This window comes from Clostridium frigoris, assembly GCF_018861865.1.
Lineage (GTDB): Bacteria > Bacillota > Clostridia > Clostridiales > Clostridiaceae > Clostridium_AD > Clostridium_AD frigoris.
The window spans coordinates 1-23,612 of the sequence record NZ_JAHLDV010000028.1; the positions used below are offsets into that span (position 1 = coordinate 1).

Annotated in this window: 22 protein-coding genes; 3 read left to right on the forward strand and 19 right to left on the reverse strand. The window is 30.4% G+C overall.

The genetic code is table 11. The features are described from left to right. The 10 genes from KPL37_RS12070 to kdpF all read right to left on the reverse strand — a co-directional run. Positions 1–211: hypothetical protein (locus KPL37_RS12070; RefSeq protein WP_216149694.1), on the reverse strand; the 211-nt coding region annotated here is incomplete at its 3' end. 207 nt (positions 212–418) lie between these two features. Continuing rightward, complete coding sequence (sigK, locus tag KPL37_RS12075; protein WP_216149696.1) at positions 419–1,129, reverse strand: RNA polymerase sporulation sigma factor SigK; 711 nt, start codon at positions 1,127–1,129, stop codon at positions 419–421. Between the two features lie 136 nt (positions 1,130–1,265). Further along, positions 1,266–2,039, reverse strand: coding sequence for an RNA polymerase sporulation sigma factor SigG (gene sigG / locus KPL37_RS12080; RefSeq protein ID WP_216149698.1), 774 nt, complete (start codon positions 2,037–2,039; stop codon positions 1,266–1,268). A gap of 191 nt (positions 2,040–2,230) precedes the next feature. Continuing rightward, entirely contained in the window at positions 2,231–4,072 is a 1,842-nt protein-coding gene (locus KPL37_RS19790; RefSeq protein ID WP_216149700.1) for a HAMP domain-containing sensor histidine kinase, read from the reverse strand. Between the two features lie 30 nt (positions 4,073–4,102). Continuing rightward, a complete protein-coding gene (locus KPL37_RS12090) occupies positions 4,103–5,431 on the reverse strand; it encodes a universal stress protein (RefSeq protein WP_281418679.1) in 1,329 nt (442 codons plus the stop codon). Next, on the reverse strand, positions 5,403–6,014 hold the full coding sequence (locus KPL37_RS12095; protein WP_216149702.1) for a response regulator: 612 nt from the start codon (positions 6,012–6,014) through the stop codon (positions 5,403–5,405). Before KPL37_RS12095 ends, KPL37_RS12090 begins: the two co-directional genes overlap by 29 nt. A gap of 160 nt (positions 6,015–6,174) precedes the next feature. Then, a complete protein-coding gene (locus KPL37_RS12100) occupies positions 6,175–6,813 on the reverse strand; it encodes a K(+)-transporting ATPase subunit C (RefSeq protein WP_216149704.1) in 639 nt (212 codons plus the stop codon). Positions 6,814–6,842: 29 nt separating this feature from the next. Continuing rightward, entirely contained in the window at positions 6,843–8,894 is a 2,052-nt protein-coding gene (gene kdpB / locus KPL37_RS12105; protein WP_216149706.1) for a potassium-transporting ATPase subunit KdpB, read from the reverse strand. A gap of 19 nt (positions 8,895–8,913) precedes the next feature. Continuing rightward, the gene (gene kdpA, locus KPL37_RS12110; protein WP_216149708.1) at positions 8,914–10,593 is read right to left on the reverse strand and encodes a potassium-transporting ATPase subunit KdpA; all 1,680 of its coding nucleotides are present in this window, start codon (positions 10,591–10,593) and stop codon (positions 8,914–8,916) included. A gap of 219 nt (positions 10,594–10,812) precedes the next feature. Further along, positions 10,813–10,890 (reverse strand): K(+)-transporting ATPase subunit F, encoded by a 78-nt coding sequence (gene kdpF, locus KPL37_RS20385; protein WP_216149772.1) that lies wholly within the window; start codon positions 10,888–10,890, stop codon positions 10,813–10,815. A gap of 460 nt (positions 10,891–11,350) precedes the next feature. Between kdpF and KPL37_RS12120 the strand changes: the two genes are divergently transcribed. Further along, positions 11,351–11,995: an MtnX-like HAD-IB family phosphatase gene (locus KPL37_RS12120; protein ID WP_216149710.1), complete on the forward strand. Its 645-nt coding sequence runs from the start codon at positions 11,351–11,353 to the stop codon at positions 11,993–11,995. A 71-nt stretch (positions 11,996–12,066) separates the two neighbouring features. On the opposite strand, the gene KPL37_RS12125 is transcribed toward KPL37_RS12120, so the two are convergent. From KPL37_RS12125 to KPL37_RS12135, 3 genes are all read right to left on the reverse strand, one after another. Further along, positions 12,067–12,903 carry a deoxyribonuclease IV gene (locus KPL37_RS12125; RefSeq protein WP_216149712.1) on the reverse strand — a complete coding sequence of 279 codons (837 nt, stop codon included), beginning with the start codon at positions 12,901–12,903 and terminating at the stop codon, positions 12,067–12,069. A 171-nt stretch (positions 12,904–13,074) separates the two neighbouring features. Next, positions 13,075–14,151, reverse strand: coding sequence for a M24 family metallopeptidase (locus tag KPL37_RS12130; protein ID WP_216149714.1), 1,077 nt, complete (start codon positions 14,149–14,151; stop codon positions 13,075–13,077). Positions 14,152–14,337: 186 nt separating this feature from the next. Continuing rightward, positions 14,338–14,745 (reverse strand): DUF6465 family protein, encoded by a 408-nt coding sequence (locus KPL37_RS12135; protein WP_216149716.1) that lies wholly within the window; start codon positions 14,743–14,745, stop codon positions 14,338–14,340. A gap of 358 nt (positions 14,746–15,103) precedes the next feature. Between KPL37_RS12135 and KPL37_RS12140 the strand changes: the two genes are divergently transcribed. Then, entirely contained in the window at positions 15,104–15,346 is a 243-nt protein-coding gene (locus tag KPL37_RS12140; protein ID WP_216149718.1) for a ground-like protein, read from the forward strand. A 49-nt stretch (positions 15,347–15,395) separates the two neighbouring features. Here the strand turns inward: KPL37_RS12140 and KPL37_RS12145 are convergent, their stop codons facing one another. The 6 genes from KPL37_RS12145 to KPL37_RS12170 form a co-directional block, all read right to left on the reverse strand. Further along, the gene (locus KPL37_RS12145; RefSeq protein WP_216149720.1) at positions 15,396–17,012 is read right to left on the reverse strand and encodes an ABC-F family ATP-binding cassette domain-containing protein; all 1,617 of its coding nucleotides are present in this window, start codon (positions 17,010–17,012) and stop codon (positions 15,396–15,398) included. A gap of 160 nt (positions 17,013–17,172) precedes the next feature. Continuing rightward, positions 17,173–18,387 carry a DEAD/DEAH box helicase gene (locus KPL37_RS12150; protein ID WP_216149722.1) on the reverse strand — a complete coding sequence of 405 codons (1,215 nt, stop codon included), beginning with the start codon at positions 18,385–18,387 and terminating at the stop codon, positions 17,173–17,175. A 15-nt stretch (positions 18,388–18,402) separates the two neighbouring features. Continuing rightward, a complete protein-coding gene (gene recQ / locus KPL37_RS12155; RefSeq protein WP_216149724.1) occupies positions 18,403–20,571 on the reverse strand; it encodes a DNA helicase RecQ in 2,169 nt (722 codons plus the stop codon). A 160-nt stretch (positions 20,572–20,731) separates the two neighbouring features. Then, complete coding sequence (locus KPL37_RS12160) at positions 20,732–21,112, reverse strand: response regulator (RefSeq protein ID WP_216149726.1); 381 nt, start codon at positions 21,110–21,112, stop codon at positions 20,732–20,734. A 98-nt stretch (positions 21,113–21,210) separates the two neighbouring features. Continuing rightward, positions 21,211–21,963 (reverse strand): LytR/AlgR family response regulator transcription factor, encoded by a 753-nt coding sequence (locus KPL37_RS12165; RefSeq protein ID WP_216149728.1) that lies wholly within the window; start codon positions 21,961–21,963, stop codon positions 21,211–21,213. A gap of 47 nt (positions 21,964–22,010) precedes the next feature. Beyond that, on the reverse strand, positions 22,011–22,667 hold the full coding sequence (locus tag KPL37_RS12170) for a sensor histidine kinase (protein WP_216149730.1): 657 nt from the start codon (positions 22,665–22,667) through the stop codon (positions 22,011–22,013). Positions 22,668–22,916: 249 nt separating this feature from the next. Here KPL37_RS12170 and KPL37_RS12175 point away from each other — a divergent pair, with 249 nt between their 5' ends. Then, entirely contained in the window at positions 22,917–23,408 is a 492-nt protein-coding gene (locus KPL37_RS12175; RefSeq protein WP_216149732.1) for a YajQ family cyclic di-GMP-binding protein, read from the forward strand. Positions 23,409–23,612 lie beyond the last annotated feature (204 nt).

Sequence of the window (23,612 nt, forward strand, 5' to 3'; positions counted from 1 at the left end):
AGTTTGTATAATAAGTATTAAGATTAAACATATTTTTAATAGTTAAATGAATACTCTGGGAAAGATCTTTCTCATGATTGTAAACAAGAATTGAATAAGCTTTAATTTTAGATTCATTACCAATATACAGTATATTTGATAGGTTGCTTAGATTTTCAAAGCTAAGCTTATCTTTATATATTCTTGTAGAAGAATTAGTTTCTATTCTCAAAATATTCACCACCTTTTTTTTATAATCTCTACTAAATATTATGCCATAATAGATCCTATAATATTAAGTTATTTAAAAATAATTTAAAAGCGGAATTCATCTCCGTCTATAGAGAGCGGAGTCTTCTTTTGCAAATAAAGATAAATTAGGGGTAGTAATATTATATTACTACCCCCATTTATTTAAGAAATTATTTTTACCAGCATATTATTCTATTAAATTGTTATTACTGCCTAATTCTTTATTCAGCTTCTTAAGTACTCTCTTTTCAATTCTAGAAATATATGACCTAGAGATCCCAAGTATTATTGCTATTTCTCTTTGAGTTCGAGGCTTGCCATCAAGTAATCCATACCGCATTTGAATTATTACTTTTTCTCTATCCTTCAAAACTAGGTTTATCTTACTATAAAGCCTTTTAATTTGTATTTTGTTTTCTACTATATCGATAACAGAATCTTCCTCACTACGTAATACATCCATAAGGGACACCTCTTTTCCCTCTTTATCCGTACCAATAGGATCTTGCAGATACACTTCCCCTTTTATTTTCTTATTACTCCGAATTAACATAAGTATTTCGTTTTCTATGCACCTTGCAGCATAAGTTGCCAGCCTTATTCCCTTATTCATATCAAATGAATCTATGGCCTTAATAAGTCCCACAGTTCCAATTGATATGAGATCATCTACATCCTTTCCCGGGTAGGAATATTTTTTTACTATATGTGCAACTAATCTCAAGTTTCGTTCAACTAATGTAGCTTTAGCTAATAAATCACCCTCAGCGAACTTTGTTAAATAATATTTTTCCTCTTCCTCGCTTAGTGGTTGAGGAAATGAATTAGTACCAGTTATATAAGCTGTTAAAAATGTAACATTTCCAATCATATCTAATAAACAATTTATGAAAAACACAGATGTTCCTCCTACTAGAGCTTATAGATATAATATGATTAATTATTTGTTTTCATGTTTTAAATATTTAAATTTTAAAATGTAAATTTCTAAAACACATCGACATCAACTAAAAAAAGAGCCCCAATCGGGACTCTTATACATATTTTCTCATATGCTTTAATGCATTTTTTTCAACTCGTGATACCTGTGCTTGAGATATTCCTATTTCATCAGCTACCTCCATTTGAGTTTTTCCATCAAAGAACCTTAAATTTAGAATTAACTTTTCTCTTTCTTTTAGTTTTGCCATACCCTCTTTAATAGATAAGTTTTCGATCCAACTATCATCTAAGTTTTTAGCGTCTTTGATTTGGTCCATTACATAAATTTCATCTCCACCATCGTGATAAATCGGTTGAAACAACGATATAGGTTCTTGCAGCGCATCTAAAGCAAATACTACATCCTCGCGAGGTAGTTCTAACTCTTTTGCTATTTGTTCTATGGTAGGTTCCTTGTTACTTTCATTTACCAATCTTTCTCTAACTTGCAGAGCTCTGTACGCAATATCCCTAAGTGACCTACTAACTCTTATTGAGTTATTATCTCTTAAATACCTTCTTATTTCTCCAATAATCATAGGAACTGCATATGTTGAAAACCTAACATTTAGAGCTAGATTAAAATTATCAATAGACTTCATGAGCCCTATACAACCTACCTGAAATAAATCATCTACGTTTTCCCCTCTATTATTAAACCGTTTTATAACGCTTAACACCAATTTTAAATTACCTTGAATAAATTTTTCTCTACACTGGTATTCACCATTTTGTATTCTATATAATAGCTCTTTCATTTCTTTTTCTTTTAATACTGGTAATTTTGCTGTATTCACCCCGCTAATTTCTACTTTATTAAACACCATACGGTTATCACTCCCTTCAGAGTAATTGCATTAAAATTATGTCCCTATGTTTTGTTTTTTATACTAAAGACAACCTTAAAACCTAAATATTTTATTTTTAAGCAAAAGAATATCCACCTTTTAAGGTGGATATTCTTTGTCCCAATTAAACTGCCCCCATTATTTTTTAATTTTTTCTATATTTATTTATTTCATTTTTCCAAAGGCAGTGTAAATGTAAAATTACTTCCTTTATTAACTTCACTTTCGCAATAAATTATTCCACCATGTGCCTCCACAATTCCTTTTGCTATGGATAGCCCTATACCTGAGCTTAAAAATTCTGTATCGTATGCACTTATTTTAACAAACTTTTCAAATATTCTCTCATGGTATTCTCTAGGAATTCCCTTGCCGTTATCCTTAACGAAAACCTTCATTTTATCTCCATTTATTATAGCGCCTATTATTATCTTCCCACCTGCATTCGTGTATTTTAATGCATTAGATACTAGATTATTAAGCACCCAAATTATTTTCTCTTTATCAACAACAACATTCGGTAATTCTTCTTTTATGCTATTATCTAAAATGATTCCTTTGTTTTTTGCTTGCATTTCATAATTTTTAACACAATCAAGTGCAATCTTAGTTATAGAATATGGTCTTATATCATATACTGCTTGGTTTGATTGTATTTTAGAAAGTTTTAGTAAATTACTCACTAAATCCGTAAGCTTTTCCGTCTCTTCTTTTATAGCATCTAAAAGCTCTTCTTGTTTTTCATTTATAACCCCTATATTTTTTTCAAGTAATAATCCTACGCCCATCATAATAGAGGTAAGTGGGGTTTTAAATTCATGAGAAATCGTTGCTATAAAATCTGTACGTACTTTTTCTAATTCCTTGTATTCGGTTATATTTTTTAAAAGCACCACTATAGCATTAATTTTATCATCTTTATCATTAACTATCGTTACTAAAACATTGAAAAAATAAGTTCTATCATTTAGGTGAAAACTTATTATCTTTTCAGTATCGGTAACTTTATTATCTACAACACAAAAAATATAATCATATAATTCCATATTTCTAATAGTCTCTAAATAATTACTATTGATTATATTTTGTTCTAATACGCCAAAAATATTTTCACCAGAATTATTTAATAGCTGAACTTTATAGCTAGCATCCAGAACTATTAATGGGTCTGTTATACTTTTTACAATTGCAATAGATTTATTTCTTTCTAAAATCAACTTTCCAGTTGTGCTTTGCTCAAATTCATAAAGCCTACTTGTCATATTATTAAATTCCTTTGCTAGCATACCAATTTCATCTGAATTTATTATAGGTGCTTGCTTATTAATTTGCCCTTCTTTAACAGATTTTATAGTTTCCATTAATAAATTTATAGGATTAAGAAATTTATTAGTATATATTAACGATATTATTAAACCACTAATTGCAGCTATAAATGAAATAGCTAGTATAAAGTACAAAACACTTAATGAATTACTTTTAGTATTATCTCTTCCCTTAAACATAGCTTTTTCATTCATAGTAGTTAAAGCCATTAAATCATCTTTAACTTTACTTGCCAGTGTTGAAACTCGTAAATTATAAAACTCTATATTTTCAATATTCGTGTGAGTTTTTTTATAATCTTGAAGGTTTGTAAAAGACTTATAAAACAAAAAATAGTCATCGCTTATTTTATTAGTAATATTTTTCTCACCAATTTCAGTAATGTTATTTTTTTCTATGTTGAGCCATTCGTGAAACTTTTCATTACTATTATAAATAACATCTAGCGAATTTTTATTTTCAAATGATATATATTGTAATATTGCTTTATCTTCAATATCTATAACCTCGGTCATTTTAGTTGAAACATTAATACTTTTATAATTATTTGTCATTAAACCATCTATCTGTCCACCTAATTTATATACATTAAAGCTTGAGATAAATCCAATCATTACTATAACTAAAACTAAGAACACATTAATAGTTACTATTTTTCCTTTTAATGTTTTAATAGAAACCACCACCTTAAATTCAACATACCTTTTAAATGTATTTTAGTGAACGGGATCTGCAACCACGAGCACATCAATATATTTGGTATCCCTCATTATCGTTCTAACAATAGAGCCTCTTAAAATTTCATGAAATCTAGTTCTAGCAGATGGACCTATTATTATCTGAGTTATATTATTATCCGTAGCGAACTCAATAATAGGCCTTTCACGATGTTTAGATTTTTCCACCTTAAGTTTTACACCAAGCTTTTCACATAATTTTTTCAATTCGTCTAGTTTCTTTGAGTCCTCCTTTCCATGGTTATAAGATTTACTTACAGTTAGCACATAAAATTCTGCCTTTAGCCTCTTTGCCATTCTAAAACCCCGCCTAATTAAATATTCTGCATTAAAATTAAGATTAACACAAACTAAAATCTTCTCCTGTGCTCCAATTAATCCTTCTACCCTCTTTTTATTCTTATATACTACAAGTTTTTCATCAACTTCATTTGCAACTTCTCTTAAAGTAAGCTCTCTTAATGCATTTAAATTACCTATTCTAAAAAAATGATGCAGAGCATCATCAATTTTATCTTTTGAATAAACTTTTCCAGAATTTATTCTCTCGCGAAGCGAGTCAGGCGTTATATCTATAACTTCAATTTCATCAGCACTCTCAATAATTTTATCTGGTATGGTTTCTTTAACCTTAATTCCAGTCATCCTATTAACGTGATCATTTAAACTTTCTAAATGCTGAATATTAACTGCTGTCATTACATTTATACCGTTATCTAATATTTCTAAAACATCTTCAAAACGTTTCTTATTTTTAGAAGTAGGAATATTAGTGTGTGCTAATTCATCTATTACAACAAATTCTGGTTTCCGTGCTATAACTCCCTCTAGATCAAGTTCTTTTAATTTAAGTCCTTTATAATCTATTTCTTTTAATGGAATAATTTCCAAGCTACCCATCTGCTCTTCTGTTCCTTTTCTTCCATATGTTTCTATAAGTCCAATAACAATATCTATGTTACCTTTTTCCATATCGCTGGCATCATGTAACATTTGATAGCTTTTGCCTACACCTGGAGCAGCTCCAATATATATTTTTAATTTCCCCTTTGCTCCTTTTTCGTAATCTTCCATATTACTATCACATCCTAAATATATTTTCAATTTTAACAACATTTTGGAAGCTTCAAGTCTGCCATCTTCTATAAGTGGCAGTTGTCTAGCCCAGTAAAATTGCTTTGGTGGTAGTCTAAATCTGCTTCCAAAGTTGTTAATTTTCAGCTCCACAGGAGATGATTTAATAGAATCATTAATATAGTTAATTATAAACATTTCCTCGCTAAATATGTGCCTCATTAAATAATTCATAAATATCATTAAACAATTTTGCTTTATCAAGTTTATTTATATTCTTATTTATTTCGCTTATTAAATGATAAATTTCTTTATTATAAGGGTTTATTGCTAATGCTTTTTTTAAAATATTATGAGCTTCTTCAAAATTATCCTTTGCAAGTAATTCTTTTGACTTTAGAATTAAAATACTCTCTTCATCTAAATGTTTTAATTTTTCATCAAATATCTCTTTAGAATTAAGTATCTCATCTAAAACAGCACCAACTCTATCTGGTGAAAATGGCTTTTGAAGATAAGCTACAGCACCAAGTTTAGTACAATCAATCGCGTTTTTTACCGTGGCATAGGCAGTCATAATAATAACAGGGCATGTAACCCCAATCTCTCTAATTGTTTTTAATACCTCTGTTCCACTCATTTCTGGCATTCTTATATCTAAAAAAATTATATCTATATTTTCTTTTTCTTTCCGAACTTTATCTATAGCTGATTTACCATCTTCAGCAGTAAGCACCTTATAACCCTTTAATTCAAGACAAGTAGTTAATAACATTCTTATATTTTTTGTATCATCTACCACCAAAACCTTATTCATAATATTCACCTACCTCATTAATTTCGTAATTTAAATAAATTTAAGTTTGAACTAAAACAATTATAGTAGCTAAAGCCAGACTGCCCTGTTCTTCAGTCTGGCTTCTTATTTATATTAAATTAATACCATCTTTTATATTGTATAATAAAAAATTATTTTATTATAGTTCACCTTTGTTTTTTAATATATTTGCTATCTCTAAATTAGTTTCTAATACATTTACTCTTGGTTCTCCAAAAATACCTAATGTTTTTCCTTCTGTGTTTTTTGTTATAATATTATTTAGATCAGTTGAGCTAATATTAGTTGCCTTTGAAATAGCTGATATCTGTATTTTAGCCGATTCTGGGCTAATGTTAGGATCAAGTCCTGAAGCAGAACTTGTTAGTAAATCAGTAGGTACATCTCCTGCTTTCAAACCAGGATGATTTTTCAAAAAATCATCCATATCTTTTTTTACTCTAGCCATTAATGCAGGATTTGATGGGCCGAGATTTGCAGACCCAGAAGTTACCCCTGTATAGGTAACTTTACCTTTACCATCAGGTTTTATATCTGCTTTTGTGTAGGTATTATAATTAGAACTTGAAACTCTTCCGCGAAAAAATCTTTTATCAGTAAAACTTTGCCCTATAAGTCCCGAACCCACCTCTTTTCCATTAAATCTAACCATACTTCCATTAGCCTTTTTATTAAATAACACTTGACTTATTCCAGTCATAGCTAGAGGATATATTAGACCACATAGAACAAAAAGTACCACACTTAATAATACTGATTTTCTTAATATATCTTTCATTTCTATCTCTCCTCATATAAAACCCAGGATTAACCTAGGTTTAAAATTCTAAGCAATGGTGTAACCAATAAATCTAATATTTTAATTCCTACAAATGGAGCAACAAGTCCACCTAATCCATAAATCAAAAGATTTCGACGAAGCAGGGCTTCTGACTTCATTGGTGTATATTTAACACCTTTCATTGCGATAGGAATTAAAGCTGGAATTATTATAGCATTAAATATTAATGCAGAGAGTATAGCGCTGTTTGGTGTTGATAACCTCATAACATTAAGTACATTCATTCTTGGTATATCAGCTGCAAACATAGCAGGAATAATTGCAAAGTATTTCGCTACGTCATTCGCTATACTAAAAGTTGTTAATGCACCTCTAGTTATAAGCAGTTGTTTACCAATTTCTACAACCTCTAATATTTTTGTAGGATCTGAATCAAGATCTACCATATTTGCAGCTTCTTTAGCTGCTGTAGTTCCACTATTCATTGCTATTCCTACATCTGCCATAGCGAGTGCTGGGGCATCGTTTGTTCCGTCCCCGGTCATAGCAACAAGCTTACCTAAATTCTGTTCTTTTTTAATTACAGCAATTTTATCTTCTGGCTTACATTCTGCTACAAAGTCATCTACGCCAGCCTCCCTGGCTATTGTTGCTGCAGTAAGAGGATTATCTCCAGTACACATAATAGTTTTAATACCCATTTCGCGAAGTCTTGCAAACCTTGCTGTAAGACCGGGTTTTACAGTATCTTTTAGGTAAATGACACCATATATTTCATTTCCTACGCAAACAGTAAGTGGTGTACCACCAGCACCAGCGACTCTTATTACCGCAGCCTCTAAATTCGAAGGAGCTTTTCCATTAATTTTCTCCACATATTTAATTATAGAATCCGATGCACCTTTTCTAATCTTAACTCCATTTGATAGGTTCATACCACTCATTCTTGTCTGTGCTGTAAACTCTACAAACTCAGCCTCACTATAATCACCTTCATTAATAGATACTCCTTGTTTCTTTGCAAGTTCAATTACTGACTTGCCTTCTGGAGTTGTATCTTTTATAGACGAAATCAAAGCTTGTAACATAAGATCCTCTAAAGTATGTCTTCCCACAGGTATAAATTCAGCTGCAAGTCTGTTACCATAAGTTATTGTTCCCGTTTTATCAAGAATCATTGTATCTACATCACCACAAGCCTCGACAGCTTTACCGGACATTGCAATTACATTAAATCTTGTTACTCTATCCAGTCCTGCAATTCCAATTGCTGAGAGAAGCCCTCCGATAGTTGTAGGAATAAGACAAACAAGTAGTGCTATAAGTGTGGATACTTGTAGCGTTACTTTAGAGTAGTTAGCCATAGGATATAACGTTACTATAACAATTAAAAATATTAGGGTTAAAGCTACAAGTAGCGTACTTAAAGCAATTTCATTTGGTGTCTTTTTCCTTGAAGCACCTTCAACAAGCTTTATCATCTTATCTAAAAATGACTCTCCAGGAGTTACTGTTATTTCAACTTTAAGCCAGTCACTGACAACCTTTGTTCCTCCTGTTACAGAGCCGAAATCACCACCTGACTCCTTAAGTACAGGAGCCGATTCTCCAGTAATTGCAGATTCATCAACGGAGGCAAGCCCTTCAATTACCTCCCCATCATTAGGAATAAAATCACCAGTCTCAACAAGAACCATATCTCCCTTTTTGAGCTTAGCGGCACTTATTAATTTAAAATCCCCTTTTGAATCTAGTAATTTTGCCATTGCATCCGTTCTAGATTTTTTTAAACTTTCGGCTTGAGCTTTTCCTCTTCCTTCAGCCACTGCTTCAGCAAAATTTGCAAACAAAACTGTAATAAGTAATATAAAGGATACAAGTCCATTGTAAACTCTAATATTTTGACCTTTATCACCAAATACATATGGGAAAAAAGTTAAAAACAAAGTTATTACAAAACCAACTTCAACTACAAACATAACAGGATTTTTCATCATGTATTTAGGGTTTAATTTTATAAAAGCTCCTTTAATAGCATCTTTAAGTATATCCCCAGTTATAATTTTTTTCTTACTCATATTATATCCATACCCCTTTCTAATGACCCAGCATTAACTGTTCTGCTATAGGTCCAAGCGTAAGTGCTGGCAAGAATGTCAAAGCACCTATTATTATTACAACACTAATTAAAATCACTACAAAAGTACTATTATCAGTTCTAAACGTAGCCATGGTTTCCGGTACTGCATGTTTAGAAACCAAAGACCCCGCAACAGCTAATAATAATATTATTGATAAATATCTTCCAAGGAGCATTACAATCCCCGTTGCACTATTAGCAAACAATGTATTACCATTAAATCCAGCAAAAGCAGATCCATTATTAGCTGCCGAGGATGTAAATTGATAAATTGTTTCAGTAAGTCCATGAAAACCGGGATTTGTTATTGAACTAAGTCCCATTTTGGTTGAGAGTGAAATAGCTGATGGAAATAATATTATGAATGGATGTACTAGGATTGCAAATGCAATCAATTTAATCTCTTTACCTTCTATTTTCTTACCTAAAAATTCAGGTGTCCGTCCAACCATTAACCCTGCAAGGAATACTGTGATTATTGCATACATCATCATATTCATAAACCCTACACCTTTACCTCCAAAGACTACATTAAGCATCATATTCCATAATGGTACAAGTCCTCCTAGTGGCATTAGCGAATCATGCATGGTATTTACAGTTCCAGTAGTAAATGCAGTTGTAACAGTAGTAAATAGTGCAGATGCCGCTATACCAAACCTAACTTCTTTACCCTCCATATTACCCATAACTTGACTTAATCCAACGTGTGCTAAGTTTGGGTTTCCAGCTTTTTCTGCCATGTATATAACCGGAATCATTATTACAAATAAAACTGCCATTGTTATAAAAATCATTAAGCCTTGTTTCTTATTCTTAAGCATTAATCCAAAAGCAATAACTAATGCTCCAGGTAATGCCATCATTGAAAGTAATTCAACTAAATTTGAAAATGTCGTTGGATTTTCAAAAGGATGTGCAGAGTTTGCATTAAAAAAACCTCCACCATTTGTGCCTATGTGTTTTATTGATTCAAAAGATGCAACTGGTCCCATTGCAATATCTTGATATTTACTTTCTATTGTTGTAATAGTTTTATTTGGAGCAAGCGTTTGAGGTACTCCTTGGGACACTAAAATCACAGTAACAAATATTGATAACGGAAGTAAAATTCTTGTAATCAAACGCGTCATATCTACGAAGAAATTTCCGAATGTCTTTTTTCTGCCAATAATTCCTCTCATAAAAGCACCTGCAGCGGCAAGACCTGTAGCTGCCGATGTAAACATTAAGAATGTCATTACTACCATCTGGCTTAAGTAAGATACTCCTGACTCTCCAGCATACCCTTGTAGATTAGTATTTGTTATAAAACTTATAGCTGTATTAAATGCTAAATCTGGCTTCATTGCTACTATATTATTAGGATTAAATATATGTATATTTTGCAATCTTAAAATAATAAATGCTGCTAAACACATTATTGCATTTGATACTATTATTGCTAGCACATATTCTTTCCATGTCATTTCATCATGTTTTATTCCTGTCACCTTAAAAATAAAATTATCAACTCTGTTAAGTAATGGATCAACAAAGCTTTTTTCCCCACTTAGAACATTATAAACATGTCTTCCTAAAGGAATAATAATAAAAACGAAAATAATTAACGGTATAATAATTTGTATAACATCCATTTAATAAACCTCCTTGTGAAACATTGTTAAATCATCTCCTAGGTCGCTGCAACAGCTTCGAAGAAGCTGCATTGACGACTTTAGAAGGAGATTTACCCCCTTGTAGTTCTCAGGAGTAGATAACAATTCTCAATTGTTATCCCCCCACTGAAGCTCTCTATTCATTAGGGTATATAACTCCCACTTATATAAATGGGAGACTTTCCTTCTAAAAAGTTGTCAAAATTTTTCTGGATTTAAAAGAGCATAAAATAAATAAATAAACAGTAATATTATAATTATTATTAACCCAACCATATAAAATCCTCCCCTTAATAAAACAAAATCTTTTAATTTTTGCTATTTACCTCAATCGCATAAAGAAATTATAATCCCTATTAGGCTTTTACTAAAGCTTTGATAAAGTCCCCTTAAAATGTTCTTGCATCTATTTATGCTCATTAGGACAAACTATACACTTGTCTCATAGTTGTACCTCTATTATTGACTGCTTTCCTTGGTATGATGTTTATTATTTGGTTTTGATATTAATTTAATGCATTAAATAGAAAAATAGACAGGCAAGAAATTTCTCTTTTGCCTGTCTATTTGATATATCTATTTATAAAATGCATATTTTAATAATTCTACATTAACTAAACTTATATAACATCATATATGATAATCATAAAACATTACATATCCTTGTTTTTTTGTTATACTATTATTAGAACTTAGCAAACTAAAGCTAAAATAAGCTTACAAGGAGATTAATATAATGAAAGATTTTGCATTTATATCCGATTTTGATGGAACCCTTACTAAAAAAGATTTTTATAAAATATTGTCTGATCTATATTATAAAGAAGAACTTATGCCGATATATAAATCTTGGAAAAATGGAGAAATGAAAAATAGAGAATATCTAAACTATGTTTTTAATAATGTACATAGAAGCGAATCTGAATTACTCGAAGATATCTTAAATATTTCCTTTGACCCCACATCTATTGATTTCATAGATAAGGTTAAAGCAGCTGGTGGAGACTTTATTATTATCAGTGCAGGCTCAAACTATTATATAGATAAAGTCCTCGAGCAAAACCATATAGACGGAGTAGATGTATATTCTAATAAAAGTATTTTTAAAGATAATGGTATTCATTTTGACTTAGATGAAAATGATGAATATTATTCAGATCAAAATGGCATAGACAAGTTAATTGTTGTTGAAAAATTAAAAGCTAATTATAAAAAGATATTTTATGCCGGTGATAGTACCCCCGATCTTAAACCTGCATTAATTTCTGATGCTGTTTTTGCTAAAGGAAAATTAGTAAATCTTTTAAAAGAAGAAAATAAAGATTTTATAGAATTTGAAAACTTCTCAGAGATTTGGGATAAGCTTAAAGTATACCTATAAAAAATACACTTATTTACTTAATCTTTTGCTTAAGTAAATAAGTGTATTTTATTATTTAAAAGTTTTAGGCATTAGTCGTCTATGTAAGCCCCTCTTAACTTCTTAATTTCTTCTGCATGACCTTCTAATTCATTAGGTGTTTCTAGATAAAATGGTAAATGACGTAACTTTGGATGATTAATAATTCTAGTAATCGCATCTATTCCAATAGATCCTTCCCCAATTGTCTCATGACGATCTTTATGACTTTCAAATGGGTTTTTACTATCATTTAAATGAATTGCATATAACTTATCAAGACCTATAATCCTATCAAACTCATTTATGACCCCATCTAAATTATTAACGATGTCATAACCAGCATCATATACGTGGCAAGTATCAAGACATACTCCCATTTTGCTGTCTAATGTAACTCCATCTAGTATTTGTTTTAATTCCTCAAAAGTCCTACCTATTTCTGTTCCTTTACCAGCCATTGTTTCGAGAAGTACAGTAGTTGTTTGTTCTGGCTTTAGTATAGAATTAAGCATATTTATAATATATTCTATTCCAATCTGCGTCCCTTGTTTTACATGACTTCCTGGATGGAAATTATAAAAACTATTTGGGAAAAATTCCATTCTTTTCAAATCATCTTCCATAATCATATTTGCAAAATCTCTTGTTTTCGCATCAGCAGAGCAAGCATTTAATGTATATGGAGCATGTGCTAGAATTGTAGCAAATTTGTTTTCTTTTAGTATTTCGAGAAGCTCCGCTACATCGCTTGGGTCAATCTCTTTCGCTTTACTACCGCGAGGATTTCTAGTAAAAAACTGGAATGTATTTGCTCCTATGCTAAGAGCATCTTCCCCCATAGCCTTATAACCTTTAGATACCGACAAATGACAACCTATATTTAACATACTTGCTCCTCCAATAAAAAATTATAAATATGATTTAACGACATTTCAGAAGGAAAGTCTTCCACTTCTATAAGTGGAAGTTACATACTCCAACAAATAGAAAACTTCAGTAGTAGTATAAATCTCCTTCTGAAGTCGTTAATATTTCAGCTCCGACGGAGATGATTTGCCCTATTCTACAATAATTAAGTCTTTTGTATAATGGTTTAATACCTCACAACCATCTTTTGTAACTATTACTAAATCTTCAATACGAACCCCAACGTCACCTGGAAGGTAAATACCTGGTTCAATAGAGAAAATTTGTCCTACCTGAACTTTATCAGTATTAGCAGCTGAAACATCTCCAAAGTCATGTACTTCTATTCCTATTGAGTGTCCTAACCTATGAGTGAAATACTTCCCATAACCTTTTTCTGTAATATAGTCTCTAGCTGCAGCATCGATATCACAAAATCTAACTCCCGCTTTAACTTTATCAATTCCTCTTTTATTTGCTTCCTTAACAATGTTGTAAACTTCTCTACTGTGGTCTGATACAGTTTTATAAAAAACAGTCCTAGTCATATCTGAGCAATATGAATCTTTTTTGCATCCGATATCAATAACTATACTGTCACCTGCTTTAACTGTTGATTCATCCATTTCATGATGAGGGTCAGCAGCATTAGCACCGTAACCTATAATTGGATCAAATGAATGTCCCTCGCTTCCCATATCATCCCATATATCTGAAAGTAACTTTCCCATTTTCTTTTCAGAATATTTCTTAGGAATAAGTTTTATCATTTGATCAACAGCATCATCATTTAGCTTTGATGCTATTCTCATTAAATCCTTCTCTTTCTCATCCTTACACATTCTCACCCTATCTAAAATCTCAGATCCATTAACAAATGTACTACCCCCTTTGAGCTTCATTAATTTTATTAAGAAATGAGCTGGCCAATTTTTATCTATACCCATTGGCACATCTTTATCAATATTTTTCGCAACAATTTCTACTGGACTCTGAGTGTCATTAAACCATATTTTTTCTACCCCTAAATCTTCACTTATAGGAAATAACTCATTAATAAACAATTTGTTATGTCCATCTAAATTAATATATAGTACAAGCATTCTCTCTCCAGATAAAATCCATTTTCCTGTAAGATAGAATATAGCCGCAGGATCAGAAACTATCATTTGAGGTGTTTTTTCTTTTGCCATAATTTTTAAAACTTTATCAAGTCTTTCCTTTATCATTAAAATCCCTCCTAATATATTGTGATATAATACTTTCAATCTATCATAAAATTTAAATAATGTACATGATTTTTCATATTTTCAAATAAAGATAACTACCATTTGCTCATGGTAATATAAGTTCTAAGATTTTCACTAAATAAAAAAAGGCCCAACTCAGCCTTTTCTATTTTTAGATAACTTTTGTTAAGATAGTTTAATATCTATTTTAATTTCATCATTTACCAAACAATAGGCTATCTCTTCTTCAACCTTTATATATACATCTAAAGTTTTGAGTTCTGTAATCTTATGAGATTTTGTCCATTCTACATATACTTCTTCTAGTATTGTTCGTTTTGATACCTCTTTCCCCTGATATTGAACATAGAAACCAACATCAATTTTCTTAGCTATTGTTCTTTTAGCTACTGTCTTTTTTACCGCAGTAGTTGCCTTAGTTGCTTTTGATTTAACATTTTTTGCAATATCTTTCACAACATTAATAGTCTTTTCAACATTTTCTTTTGTAGCATCAGACACTATTGTTATTGCCTCTTCTGTTTCCTCACCAATAGCTTCTTTAGCAGAATCTAAAGTATTATCTTTTTCCATATTATTTACCCCCGTTTATAAAAAATTTTATATGCTACTTATCTATATTCGATGTTTTTACCCAAAACCCTTTTTTTAGGAGAATATTATTATATAAATCGAGGTAATCCATTACATTTTCTCTTTTTTATATTTGATCCACTTAAGTTTTACATTCACACTTGATAAAATGTTGAATATATTATAGTACAGCTACAACTTAATTAATTTAATACTTTTAAAAGAAGCCCATATTCTATATGTCATGTATATGCAAAGCCCACTCCAATACTTAAGTAAAAGTGTATAGTTTTTTGTTAAAGTAACTAATTAATTTACTTTAATAAACTTTTACTTACCAAATAAGGAGGTTATTTATATGAGTCATAGACATAATAATAATTGTTGCTGTAGACCTGTTAGTTGCTGTAAGCCTGTTTGCACCTGTGGAAATAATTGTGGAAATAATTGTGGGAATAGTTGTGGAAATGGATGCGGAACTGGCGGCATAGGTAATTGCGGCGGTGGAAGTGGAATTTTGATACTTCTTTTACTATTAGGTTGTGGTGGTATCGGTGGACGTGGTGGTCGCGGATGTGGCGGCTTTGGCGGATTGTTTTAGTTAGTTTAAAAGGCATCTCTAATAGAATTCTATTAGAGGTGCCTCTTTTTTATTTATACATAAGTTCTAATTCTTTTTGAATTTCATCATTTTCTACGAATTCATCATAAGTCATTATTTTATCCATTAATCCCTTAGGAGTAATTTCTATTATCCTATTTGCAACTGTTGCAATTAGCTGTGAGTCATGAGATGTTAGTAGCATTGTTCCCGTATAGCTAGTTAATCCATTGTTTAAAGCAGTTATAGACTCTAAGTCTAAATGGTTAGTAGGCTCATCAAGAATTAACACATTAGCATTGCTAAGCATCATTTTAGATAACATACATCTAACCTTTTCTCCACCAGACAATACACTAGCTTTTTTAAGAGCTTCTTCTCCTGAGAAAAGCATTCTACCTAGAAAACCTCTAATAAAGCTTTCAGCCTTATCCTCAGAATACTGACGAAGCCAATCAACTAAGCTACAATCTACTCCATTAAAATATTCTGTGTTATCTTTTGGTAAATAAGCTTGAGTTGTAGTAATTCCCCATTTAATTTCACCACTATCTGGCTCCATCTCTCCCATTAATATCTTAAATAATGTAGTTTTAGCTATTTCATCAGCTCCTGTAAATGCGATCTTATCTCCCTTGCTAACTATAAAAGATACATTATCAAGAAGAACTTCTCCATCCACAGTTTTACTTAAGTTCTCAACTGTTAATAAATCATTTCCTGCTTCTCTTTCTGGTTTAAATCCAACAAACGGATATTTACGAGAAGATGGTTTTATATCATCTAAAGTCAATTTGTCTAATTGCTTTTTACGAGAAGTAGCTTGTTTTGCTTTAGACGCATTAGAACTAAATCTTGCAATAAAGTTTTGAAGTTCTGCAATTTTTTCTTCTTTTTTCTTATTTTGATCTTTAGCCATTTGAAGAGCCAATTGACTAGATTCGTACCAAAAATCATAATTTCCAACAAATAATTGAATTTTGCTAAAATCTATATCTGCAACATGAGTACATATTTTATTTAAAAAATGTCTATCATGGGAAACAACTATGACAGTACTCTCAAAATTTAGCAAGAAACTTTCAAGCCAATTTTTAGATTTTATATCCAAGTTATTTGTAGGCTCATCTAATAATAAAATATCAGGTTTTCCGAATAAAGTTTGTGCAAGAAGCACCTTAACTTTTTCTGATCCTGTTAGTTCTTTCATTTTTTTATTTTGAAGGTCTTCGTTTATTCCAAGTCCCATGAGTAGTGTTGAAGCTTCTGATTCTGCTTCCCATCCATTAAGTTCTGCAAATTCACCTTCTAGTACTGAAGCTCTAATTCCGTCTTCATCTGTAAAATCTGATTTAGCATATAATTCATCTTTCTCTTTCATTATTTCAAACAGTCTTACATGACCCATCATTACTGTGTTAAGAACTTCATTTTCATCAAATTCAAAATGATCTTGTTTTAAAAATGCAAGTCTTTCTCCTGGTGTTATAAAAACTTCACCTGTATTTGCTTCAATCTCGCCTGATAATATTTTAAGAAATGTTGATTTACCAGAACCATTAGCGCCAATTAATCCATAACAATTACCAGGATTAAACTTTATATTAACATTATCAAATAATTTACGTGCACCATATCTTAAACTTATATTATTTGTACTAATCATATATTTATATATACCTCCATATTAACTGAAAATCTACACATAGAATATGTAGTCTTTCCACAAAAAATTTTACTTTCATTATAGCCGAAACTACTAGGCTATTATAACACATGCAAGGAAACTAGGCTATTGCAATTTATTCCTTCTCTTTATAGGTTTTCTATTTTTTATTATAATTTGACGATTTATCATCAGGTTTGGTATTGTGGCCTGCGAACCTATCTTTAGCTATAATTTGGGGTTCAGTAATCTCACCTCTATGAATTTCCTTTTGGGTTATTTCTATATTAAAATCTTTTTCAAAGTTTTTAATAAAATCAAGTTCTCTTTCTACAGCTATTGATACTGCTAGGCCAGACTCTCCCATTCTTCCTGTTCTACCTACTCTGTGCAAATAGTCTTTCGAGTTTTCTGGTATATCAAGATTAAATATATGGGATACTCCTACTATATCAAGGCCTCTAGCTGCTAAATCAGAGGCAACCAATAATTGGATTTTACCTTCATTGAAATCCTCAAGTGCTTTCTTTCTATTTTCTTTTTCAGATGATCCGTGAATTCCTTCTACTTTTAGATTATGATACCTAAGTTTCGAAGTTGTAATTTCTACTTCATCACTTTTGTTTATAAATATTATTGCCTTAGAAGGTTTAGTAGAGCTTATAAGTTTCCTAAGAATCTCAATTTTATCTCTTCTTTCCACTAGAAAATATATATGCTCTATATTTGGGTTTACAACACTTTTATCTCCTACTTTAATAACCTCAGGGTTCTTCATTAGAGTTTTAGCAATTTCGACTACTTTAAGTGAAATCGTAGCTGAAAACAACATAATCTGTCTATCTCGAAGTGTAGTTTTTATTATAGCTTTTACTCCATCTATGTTATTCTCATCAATCATTCTGTCGCCTTCATCTATTACTATAGTTTTGACGAAGTGTGATTTTAATTTCTTCATTGTTATAAGCTCTAAAATTCTTCCAGCAGAACCTACTAGTATATGAGGTTTTTGCTTAAGGGACTCGAGTTGCCTTTTAATATTAACATTACCTATTATACTAGTTGATCTAACTAAACTATTGGAATTAACTGATAACAATTCCACCTGCTTATATATTTGCATTGCAAGCTCATGAGTAGGTGCAAGTATAATTGCTTGAATATCCTTTGATGTTACATCTATCTTTTGAAATATAGGTAATAAATAAGCTAAAGTTTTACCTGTTCCTGTTTCTGACTCTCCTATGATGTCCTCGCCTGCAAGTCCCATTGGTATAGCCTTTACTTGAATTTCTGTAGGACTTTCAATGCCTTGTTTAATAAGACCTTCTATAAGATTTTGTTCTAATCCTAGTTCATTAAATGTTTTTTCCATATTTTCTCCTTTTTTCTAAGAAATCTTATTGTTAGCGTATTTAAATATTGTTGCTTTTATAGCTAAATAATCTATTTCTTCTGGTAATTCTTCTTTAATAGGTCTAAGCTTTGAAGCTCCAATTTTTTCTATAACCTCAAGAATAAGTGCTTCCTGATTTGGGGGAATAAAATCATCTAAATTAACCTCAAGCCCCTCGGAAACACATTTAAATATATGTTCCTGTACTGTAAGGCTTTTAAGTTTTCTCTCACTGATTATTTCCTCGATACTTTTGCCATCCTTATACATATTATAAGTAATAATATAACTAGGTACCTTATCTTCATTTTTAGGATCTCGCTCTACCCCACATTCCGTTTTACCGCTATCCTCTTCATTATATAGTATTTCTTCCTTAAGTTCTATATTGTTCTCCTGCATATATGTTTTAATAACCTGAATAAATTCCTCTCCATACTTATTAAGCTTAGATTCCCCCACGCCTTTGATGTTTAGCATTTCTTTTTCATTTACTGGGAAATATTCACTCATTTCTCTTAATGCACTATCTGCAAATACAATATATGGTGGAACTTTTTCACGCTCAGAAATTTCCTTACGCAAAGTACGCAATATTTCAAATAACCCAGTATCTCGAACAAGCTTAGCTTTCTTTTTCTCGATTTTTTGATATACTTTTTCTTTATTTTTAAGTACGAGTACTGCTTTCTCTTTTAAATGAACTACTGGGAACTGCCCATCTGCAAGAGATAAATATTCTTCTGCTGTAAGCACATTTATAAGGTCTCTTATCTCTTTAACTGTATATTGCTTTATTATCCCATAGGTAGATAATTTATCAAATCCAAGTTCCAAGACCTTTTTATTTTTAGACCCACGCAAAACATCTGCAATTAATGATGTACCATACCTCTCCTTCATACGAAGGATGCACGAAAATATCTTTTGTGCCTCAATAGTTATATCTACAAGTTCACTATCATCATTACAAGTACTACAATTGTCACACTTTTCTTGAACATTTTCTTCTCCAAAATACTCTAAAATAAACTTTCGTAAACACCTTGTCGTATGTGAATAATCCACCATAGCTTGAAGTTTTTTATATTCATTTACCTTTCTTTGAGGTGATACTGTACTTTGCTCTATAAAAAACTTTTGAAGTAGCACATCCGCCGCAGAAAATAACAATATACATTCACTCGGCTCACCATCTCTACCTCCACGTCCAGCTTCTTGGTAATACGCCTCCATGCTTTTTGTTAAATTATAATGGATTACATATCTAACGTTTGATTTATCTATTCCCATACCAAAAGCATTAGTAGCTATAATTATGTTGATATCATCATACAAAAATTTTTCCTGATTTTGCTTTCGCTCGTCGTCGTTAAGGCCAGCGTGATATCTACCTACACTATATCCTTTTTTATGTAAAAGTTCATACAGATTATTTGTTTCCTTCCTTGTGGCTGTGTAAATGATCCCCACTTTATCTTTGTTATCTTGAATATAACTTAAAACAAAATCTCTTTTGTTTTCACCACGGATAACAGTAAAGCTTAAATTCTCCCTATTAAAACCAGTTACATAAACATCCGGCTCTCTTAATTTTAATAGCTTTATAACATCTATTCTTACATCTTGAGTTGCAGTGGCCGTAAATGCTGCTATAATTGGTCTATCAGATAATTTATCAATCAAGCTAGAAATTGCAGCATAACTAGGTCTAAAATCATGTCCCCATTGTGATACACAATGAGCCTCATCCACTGCTAAAAGTGATATTTTTAATCTATTTAACATATTGCAGAAAAAGTCTGACTCTAATCTTTCTGGTGCAACATAAAGGAGCTTAAACTCACCCCTAGATACCTTATCAATTCTTTCATTAACTTCATTAGTACTTAATGAGCTATTTATATATGTTGCAGCTATACCTATACTATTTAAGGTATCAACTTGATCCTTCATAAGTGATATAAGTGGTGATATAACAAGTGTTACCCCTTCTAGCATTAAAGCTGGTATTTGATAACACACCGACTTTCCTGCTCCTGTAGGCATTACAGCAAAGGTATCTTTCCCACTTAATATACTATCTATTACATCTTCTTGTCCTTTTCTAAAATTATCATATCCATAATACTTTTTTAATTTTTCTAGTGCTTCATGCAACATATATTTCTTCCTCTCTTACGTAATAATCGCTTATAACAGTATAACATTATTTTAAGAACTTTGTATCTATCTGATGATGAACTTTGAATTTGTCCTATATATAAATGCAAAAATAGACTTACTCTTTTATTTTAAAAATATAAGAGTAAATCTATAAAATTTAAATTTTTAACCCCAATACATTTTCAGCTATAGTTAAAACTTCATTAAAGTAAAAAGGCTTAGTGATGTATTTATCGCACAATACCTTACTTCCTATATTTTTATCATCCTCTCGCCCTTTAGCGGTTAGTAGTACTATGTATACACCTTGCAGCTTTAATTCTTTTTTCACCGTGTTGCATACCTCATATCCATTTATTGTAGGCATCATAATATCTAAAAATACCAAACTTGGTCTCTCACTTTTAATTATATCCAAAGCTTGCTTTCCATCTTGCGCTAGAAGTATTTCTACACCTTTCTCTTTAAAATCTTCAAGTATTTCCTCTAGTAATAATCTATTATTGACTTCATCATCTACTATTAATATTTTCTTCATTTATACCTCTCATTTCTTATCATCAATAACAATAATAATTGTAACTATTAAATAGAAATAACTGTCTGCCTATAATTACTTTTTAAAGGACATTAAAATCACATATTAAGTATCTTTCTAAACTCTTTAACGTAGTGTCTACTTACAGGGACTTCCTCTTTCCAATCTTCTATTTGAAGCACAAAGGTACTATTAAACCATGGTATAATTTTATAAATACTATCTAAATTTACTAAATAACTTTTATGGCTTCTAAAAAAGTTTTGATTAATCAACTTATTTCCTAATTGATTTAACGTATAATGCGTTGTATATGTGGCTTTTCTAGTAAAAACAAACACTTCTTTATTAAGCACTGTGCAATATAATATGTCTTGTGGATGTACAAGGAAAATACAATCATCCTTCCAAAGTGGCAACTTTACCATACTTACATTTGATATTTTTTCTAAAAGCGCTCTTTGTTCTAAAAGTATATTTTTACTATAATTATGTTTTTCCTCTAGCTTATCCATTGTAAGCGCTAGCCTTTTCTCTGAGAATGGTTTCAAAATATAATCAATAGCATTAATTTCAAAAGCTTTTATAGCATATTTATCAAATACTGTTGCAAATACAATACTTACTGAAAAGTCCAACTTATATATCTCCTTAGCCAAAGTAATACCATCAATTTCTGGCATTTCTATATCTAAAAAAACAATTTCTGGTTTAGATTTCTTTATAAATTCTAAAGCTGTTAAGGGGCTTAAAAACTTACCTATAATTTCCGTTTTGCTCCCTTTACTTAGAATAAAACTTAATTCGTCTAAAGATAATTGTTCATCATCTACTAAAACTGCTCTTAACATATAATCCCCCACCCATATTAAAATTTCACCATACTCGTAATAATACATTAAACAAATTCTATGTATTCTATAGGTATATATAACGTTATATATGTTCCAATTATCATTGTACTGATAACTTCCAACTTGGCATTATATAAATCTTTATATTCAGAATTTAAATTTGAAGTTGATCCATAATTCTCACCATTTAATATTTTTTTTATTTGACATTGATCCATTCCAACACCATCGTCCTTGATTTTTATTACTATTTCTTTAATTTCTCTCGTAATTATAAAACTTATAGTACCACCATGTGTTTTTTTTAAAATTCCATGTTTAATTGAGTTATCTATTAAATTATATAATGAGTTTTTAGGTATTAAAAAATTTATGTCTTCTTCTATTTGATACTCAATATTCAATCTATCCCCAAATCTAACCTTTTGAATATATAAATATGATTTTATGTATTCTACTTCTTCATGTAAAAGTATATTTTTATCCGTTACATTAAAATTAAACCTTAAATAATTACTAAGTTCTATAACAACCTTCCTAGCTTCCTCAGAATTTTGCCTGCAAAGCGCTAATATACTATTTAAAGTATTAAAGATGAAATGTTGATTAATATAAGGAACTATTTGTTTGAATTCTATATCATCTTGCGTATTATTTAATTTAGTCAACTTTTTTACTATATTTACTGTATTTATTTCCATTAATTTTCTCCTCATAAATATTATAAAAACATTATTTATATAGTACACGATTAATACAAAATGCTATATAAAGTAGTATTTCGTATCTATTAAGTATATCGTTGATTTTGTATATACCTTAACTACATAGAAGTAATATTAAAAATTTAATATTTACTCATTAACTACTGGACATTTACAAAGTATTAATCTACTATTAATTAAGAGATTCTATTTAAGTTATATAAAATTAGAGGAGGTTTTTAAATTATGGCAACTGCACATTCGTTTGACGTAGTATCTGATGTAGATATGCAAGAAGTGGATAATGCGATAAATCAAGCATTAAAAGAAATAAAACAAAGGTATGATTTTAAAAATACTATTACTGAAATAAAACTAGTAAAAGAGGATATTAAAATTGTATCTGATGATGATTTTAAATTAAAATCAGTTGTAGAAGTTCTCGTAAGTAAATTAATTAAAAGAGGTATATCTGGAAAAGCATTAGACCTTGATAAAAAAGAAGAAGCAACATTAGGTTCAGCAAGACAAACTGCTAAAATTATAAAAGGTATTTCAACAGAAAAAGCTAAAAAGATAATTGCTGAAATTAAAGCTAGTAAACTTAAAGTTCAGGCACAAATTATGGATAACCAGCTAAGAGTTAGCAGTAAAGATCTTGACACTCTACAGGAAGTAATGGCTCTTATAAAATCAAAGGATTTTGATATTGCATTACAATTTACTAATTTTAGATAGTTACAATTTAGATAATTATTTTTAAAACGGCTATCTCAAAGTGATTAAAAATCATTTTGGGGTAGTCTTTTTTATGTAAAAGCCCTTCCATTAATTGCAAACTATTATGAATATTGTAATAATTAAAGTATTTTGTATGTTGTATAAGATAGTATAATAATGTTTAAAATGACATAGCATTATATTTTTTTTGCATAATACGTA

What these genes read in the sequence shown, in the direction of transcription:
- KPL37_RS12100 (WP_216149704.1), bottom strand. Translation starts at nt 6,813, where the DNA reads ATGAAAGATATATTAAGAAAATCAGTATTATTAAGTGTGGTACTTTTT.
- sigG (WP_216149698.1), bottom strand. Translation starts at nt 2,039, where the DNA reads ATGGTGTTTAATAAAGTAGAAATTAGCGGGGTGAATACAGCAAAATTA.
- KPL37_RS12140 (WP_216149718.1), top strand. Translation starts at nt 15,104, where the DNA reads ATGAGTCATAGACATAATAATAATTGTTGCTGTAGACCTGTTAGTTGC.
- KPL37_RS12095 (WP_216149702.1), bottom strand. Translation starts at nt 6,014, where the DNA reads ATGAATAAGGTTTTGGTGGTAGATGATACAAAAAATATAAGAATGTTA.
- KPL37_RS12120 (WP_216149710.1), top strand. Translation starts at nt 11,351, where the DNA reads ATGAAAGATTTTGCATTTATATCCGATTTTGATGGAACCCTTACTAAA.
- KPL37_RS12175 (WP_216149732.1), top strand. Translation starts at nt 22,917, where the DNA reads ATGGCAACTGCACATTCGTTTGACGTAGTATCTGATGTAGATATGCAA.
- KPL37_RS12090 (WP_281418679.1), bottom strand. Translation starts at nt 5,431, where the DNA reads ATGAATTATTTAATGAGGCACATATTTAGCGAGGAAATGTTTATAATT.
- KPL37_RS12135 (WP_216149716.1), bottom strand. Translation starts at nt 14,745, where the DNA reads ATGGAAAAAGATAATACTTTAGATTCTGCTAAAGAAGCTATTGGTGAG.
- KPL37_RS12130 (WP_216149714.1), bottom strand. Translation starts at nt 14,151, where the DNA reads ATGATAAAGGAAAGACTTGATAAAGTTTTAAAAATTATGGCAAAAGAA.
- kdpA (WP_216149708.1), bottom strand. Translation starts at nt 10,593, where the DNA reads ATGGATGTTATACAAATTATTATACCGTTAATTATTTTCGTTTTTATT.
- KPL37_RS12160 (WP_216149726.1), bottom strand. Translation starts at nt 21,112, where the DNA reads ATGAAGAAAATATTAATAGTAGATGATGAAGTCAATAATAGATTATTA.
- KPL37_RS12125 (WP_216149712.1), bottom strand. Translation starts at nt 12,903, where the DNA reads ATGTTAAATATAGGTTGTCATTTGTCGGTATCTAAAGGTTATAAGGCT.
- kdpB (WP_216149706.1), bottom strand. Translation starts at nt 8,894, where the DNA reads ATGAGTAAGAAAAAAATTATAACTGGGGATATACTTAAAGATGCTATT.
- KPL37_RS12170 (WP_216149730.1), bottom strand. Translation starts at nt 22,667, where the DNA reads ATGGAAATAAATACAGTAAATATAGTAAAAAAGTTGACTAAATTAAAT.
- KPL37_RS12145 (WP_216149720.1), bottom strand. Translation starts at nt 17,012, where the DNA reads ATGATTAGTACAAATAATATAAGTTTAAGATATGGTGCACGTAAATTA.
- KPL37_RS12165 (WP_216149728.1), bottom strand. Translation starts at nt 21,963, where the DNA reads ATGTTAAGAGCAGTTTTAGTAGATGATGAACAATTATCTTTAGACGAA.
- kdpF (WP_216149772.1), bottom strand. Translation starts at nt 10,890, where the DNA reads ATGGTTGGGTTAATAATAATTATAATATTACTGTTTATTTATTTATTT.
- recQ (WP_216149724.1), bottom strand. Translation starts at nt 20,571, where the DNA reads ATGTTGCATGAAGCACTAGAAAAATTAAAAAAGTATTATGGATATGAT.
- KPL37_RS12150 (WP_216149722.1), bottom strand. Translation starts at nt 18,387, where the DNA reads ATGGAAAAAACATTTAATGAACTAGGATTAGAACAAAATCTTATAGAA.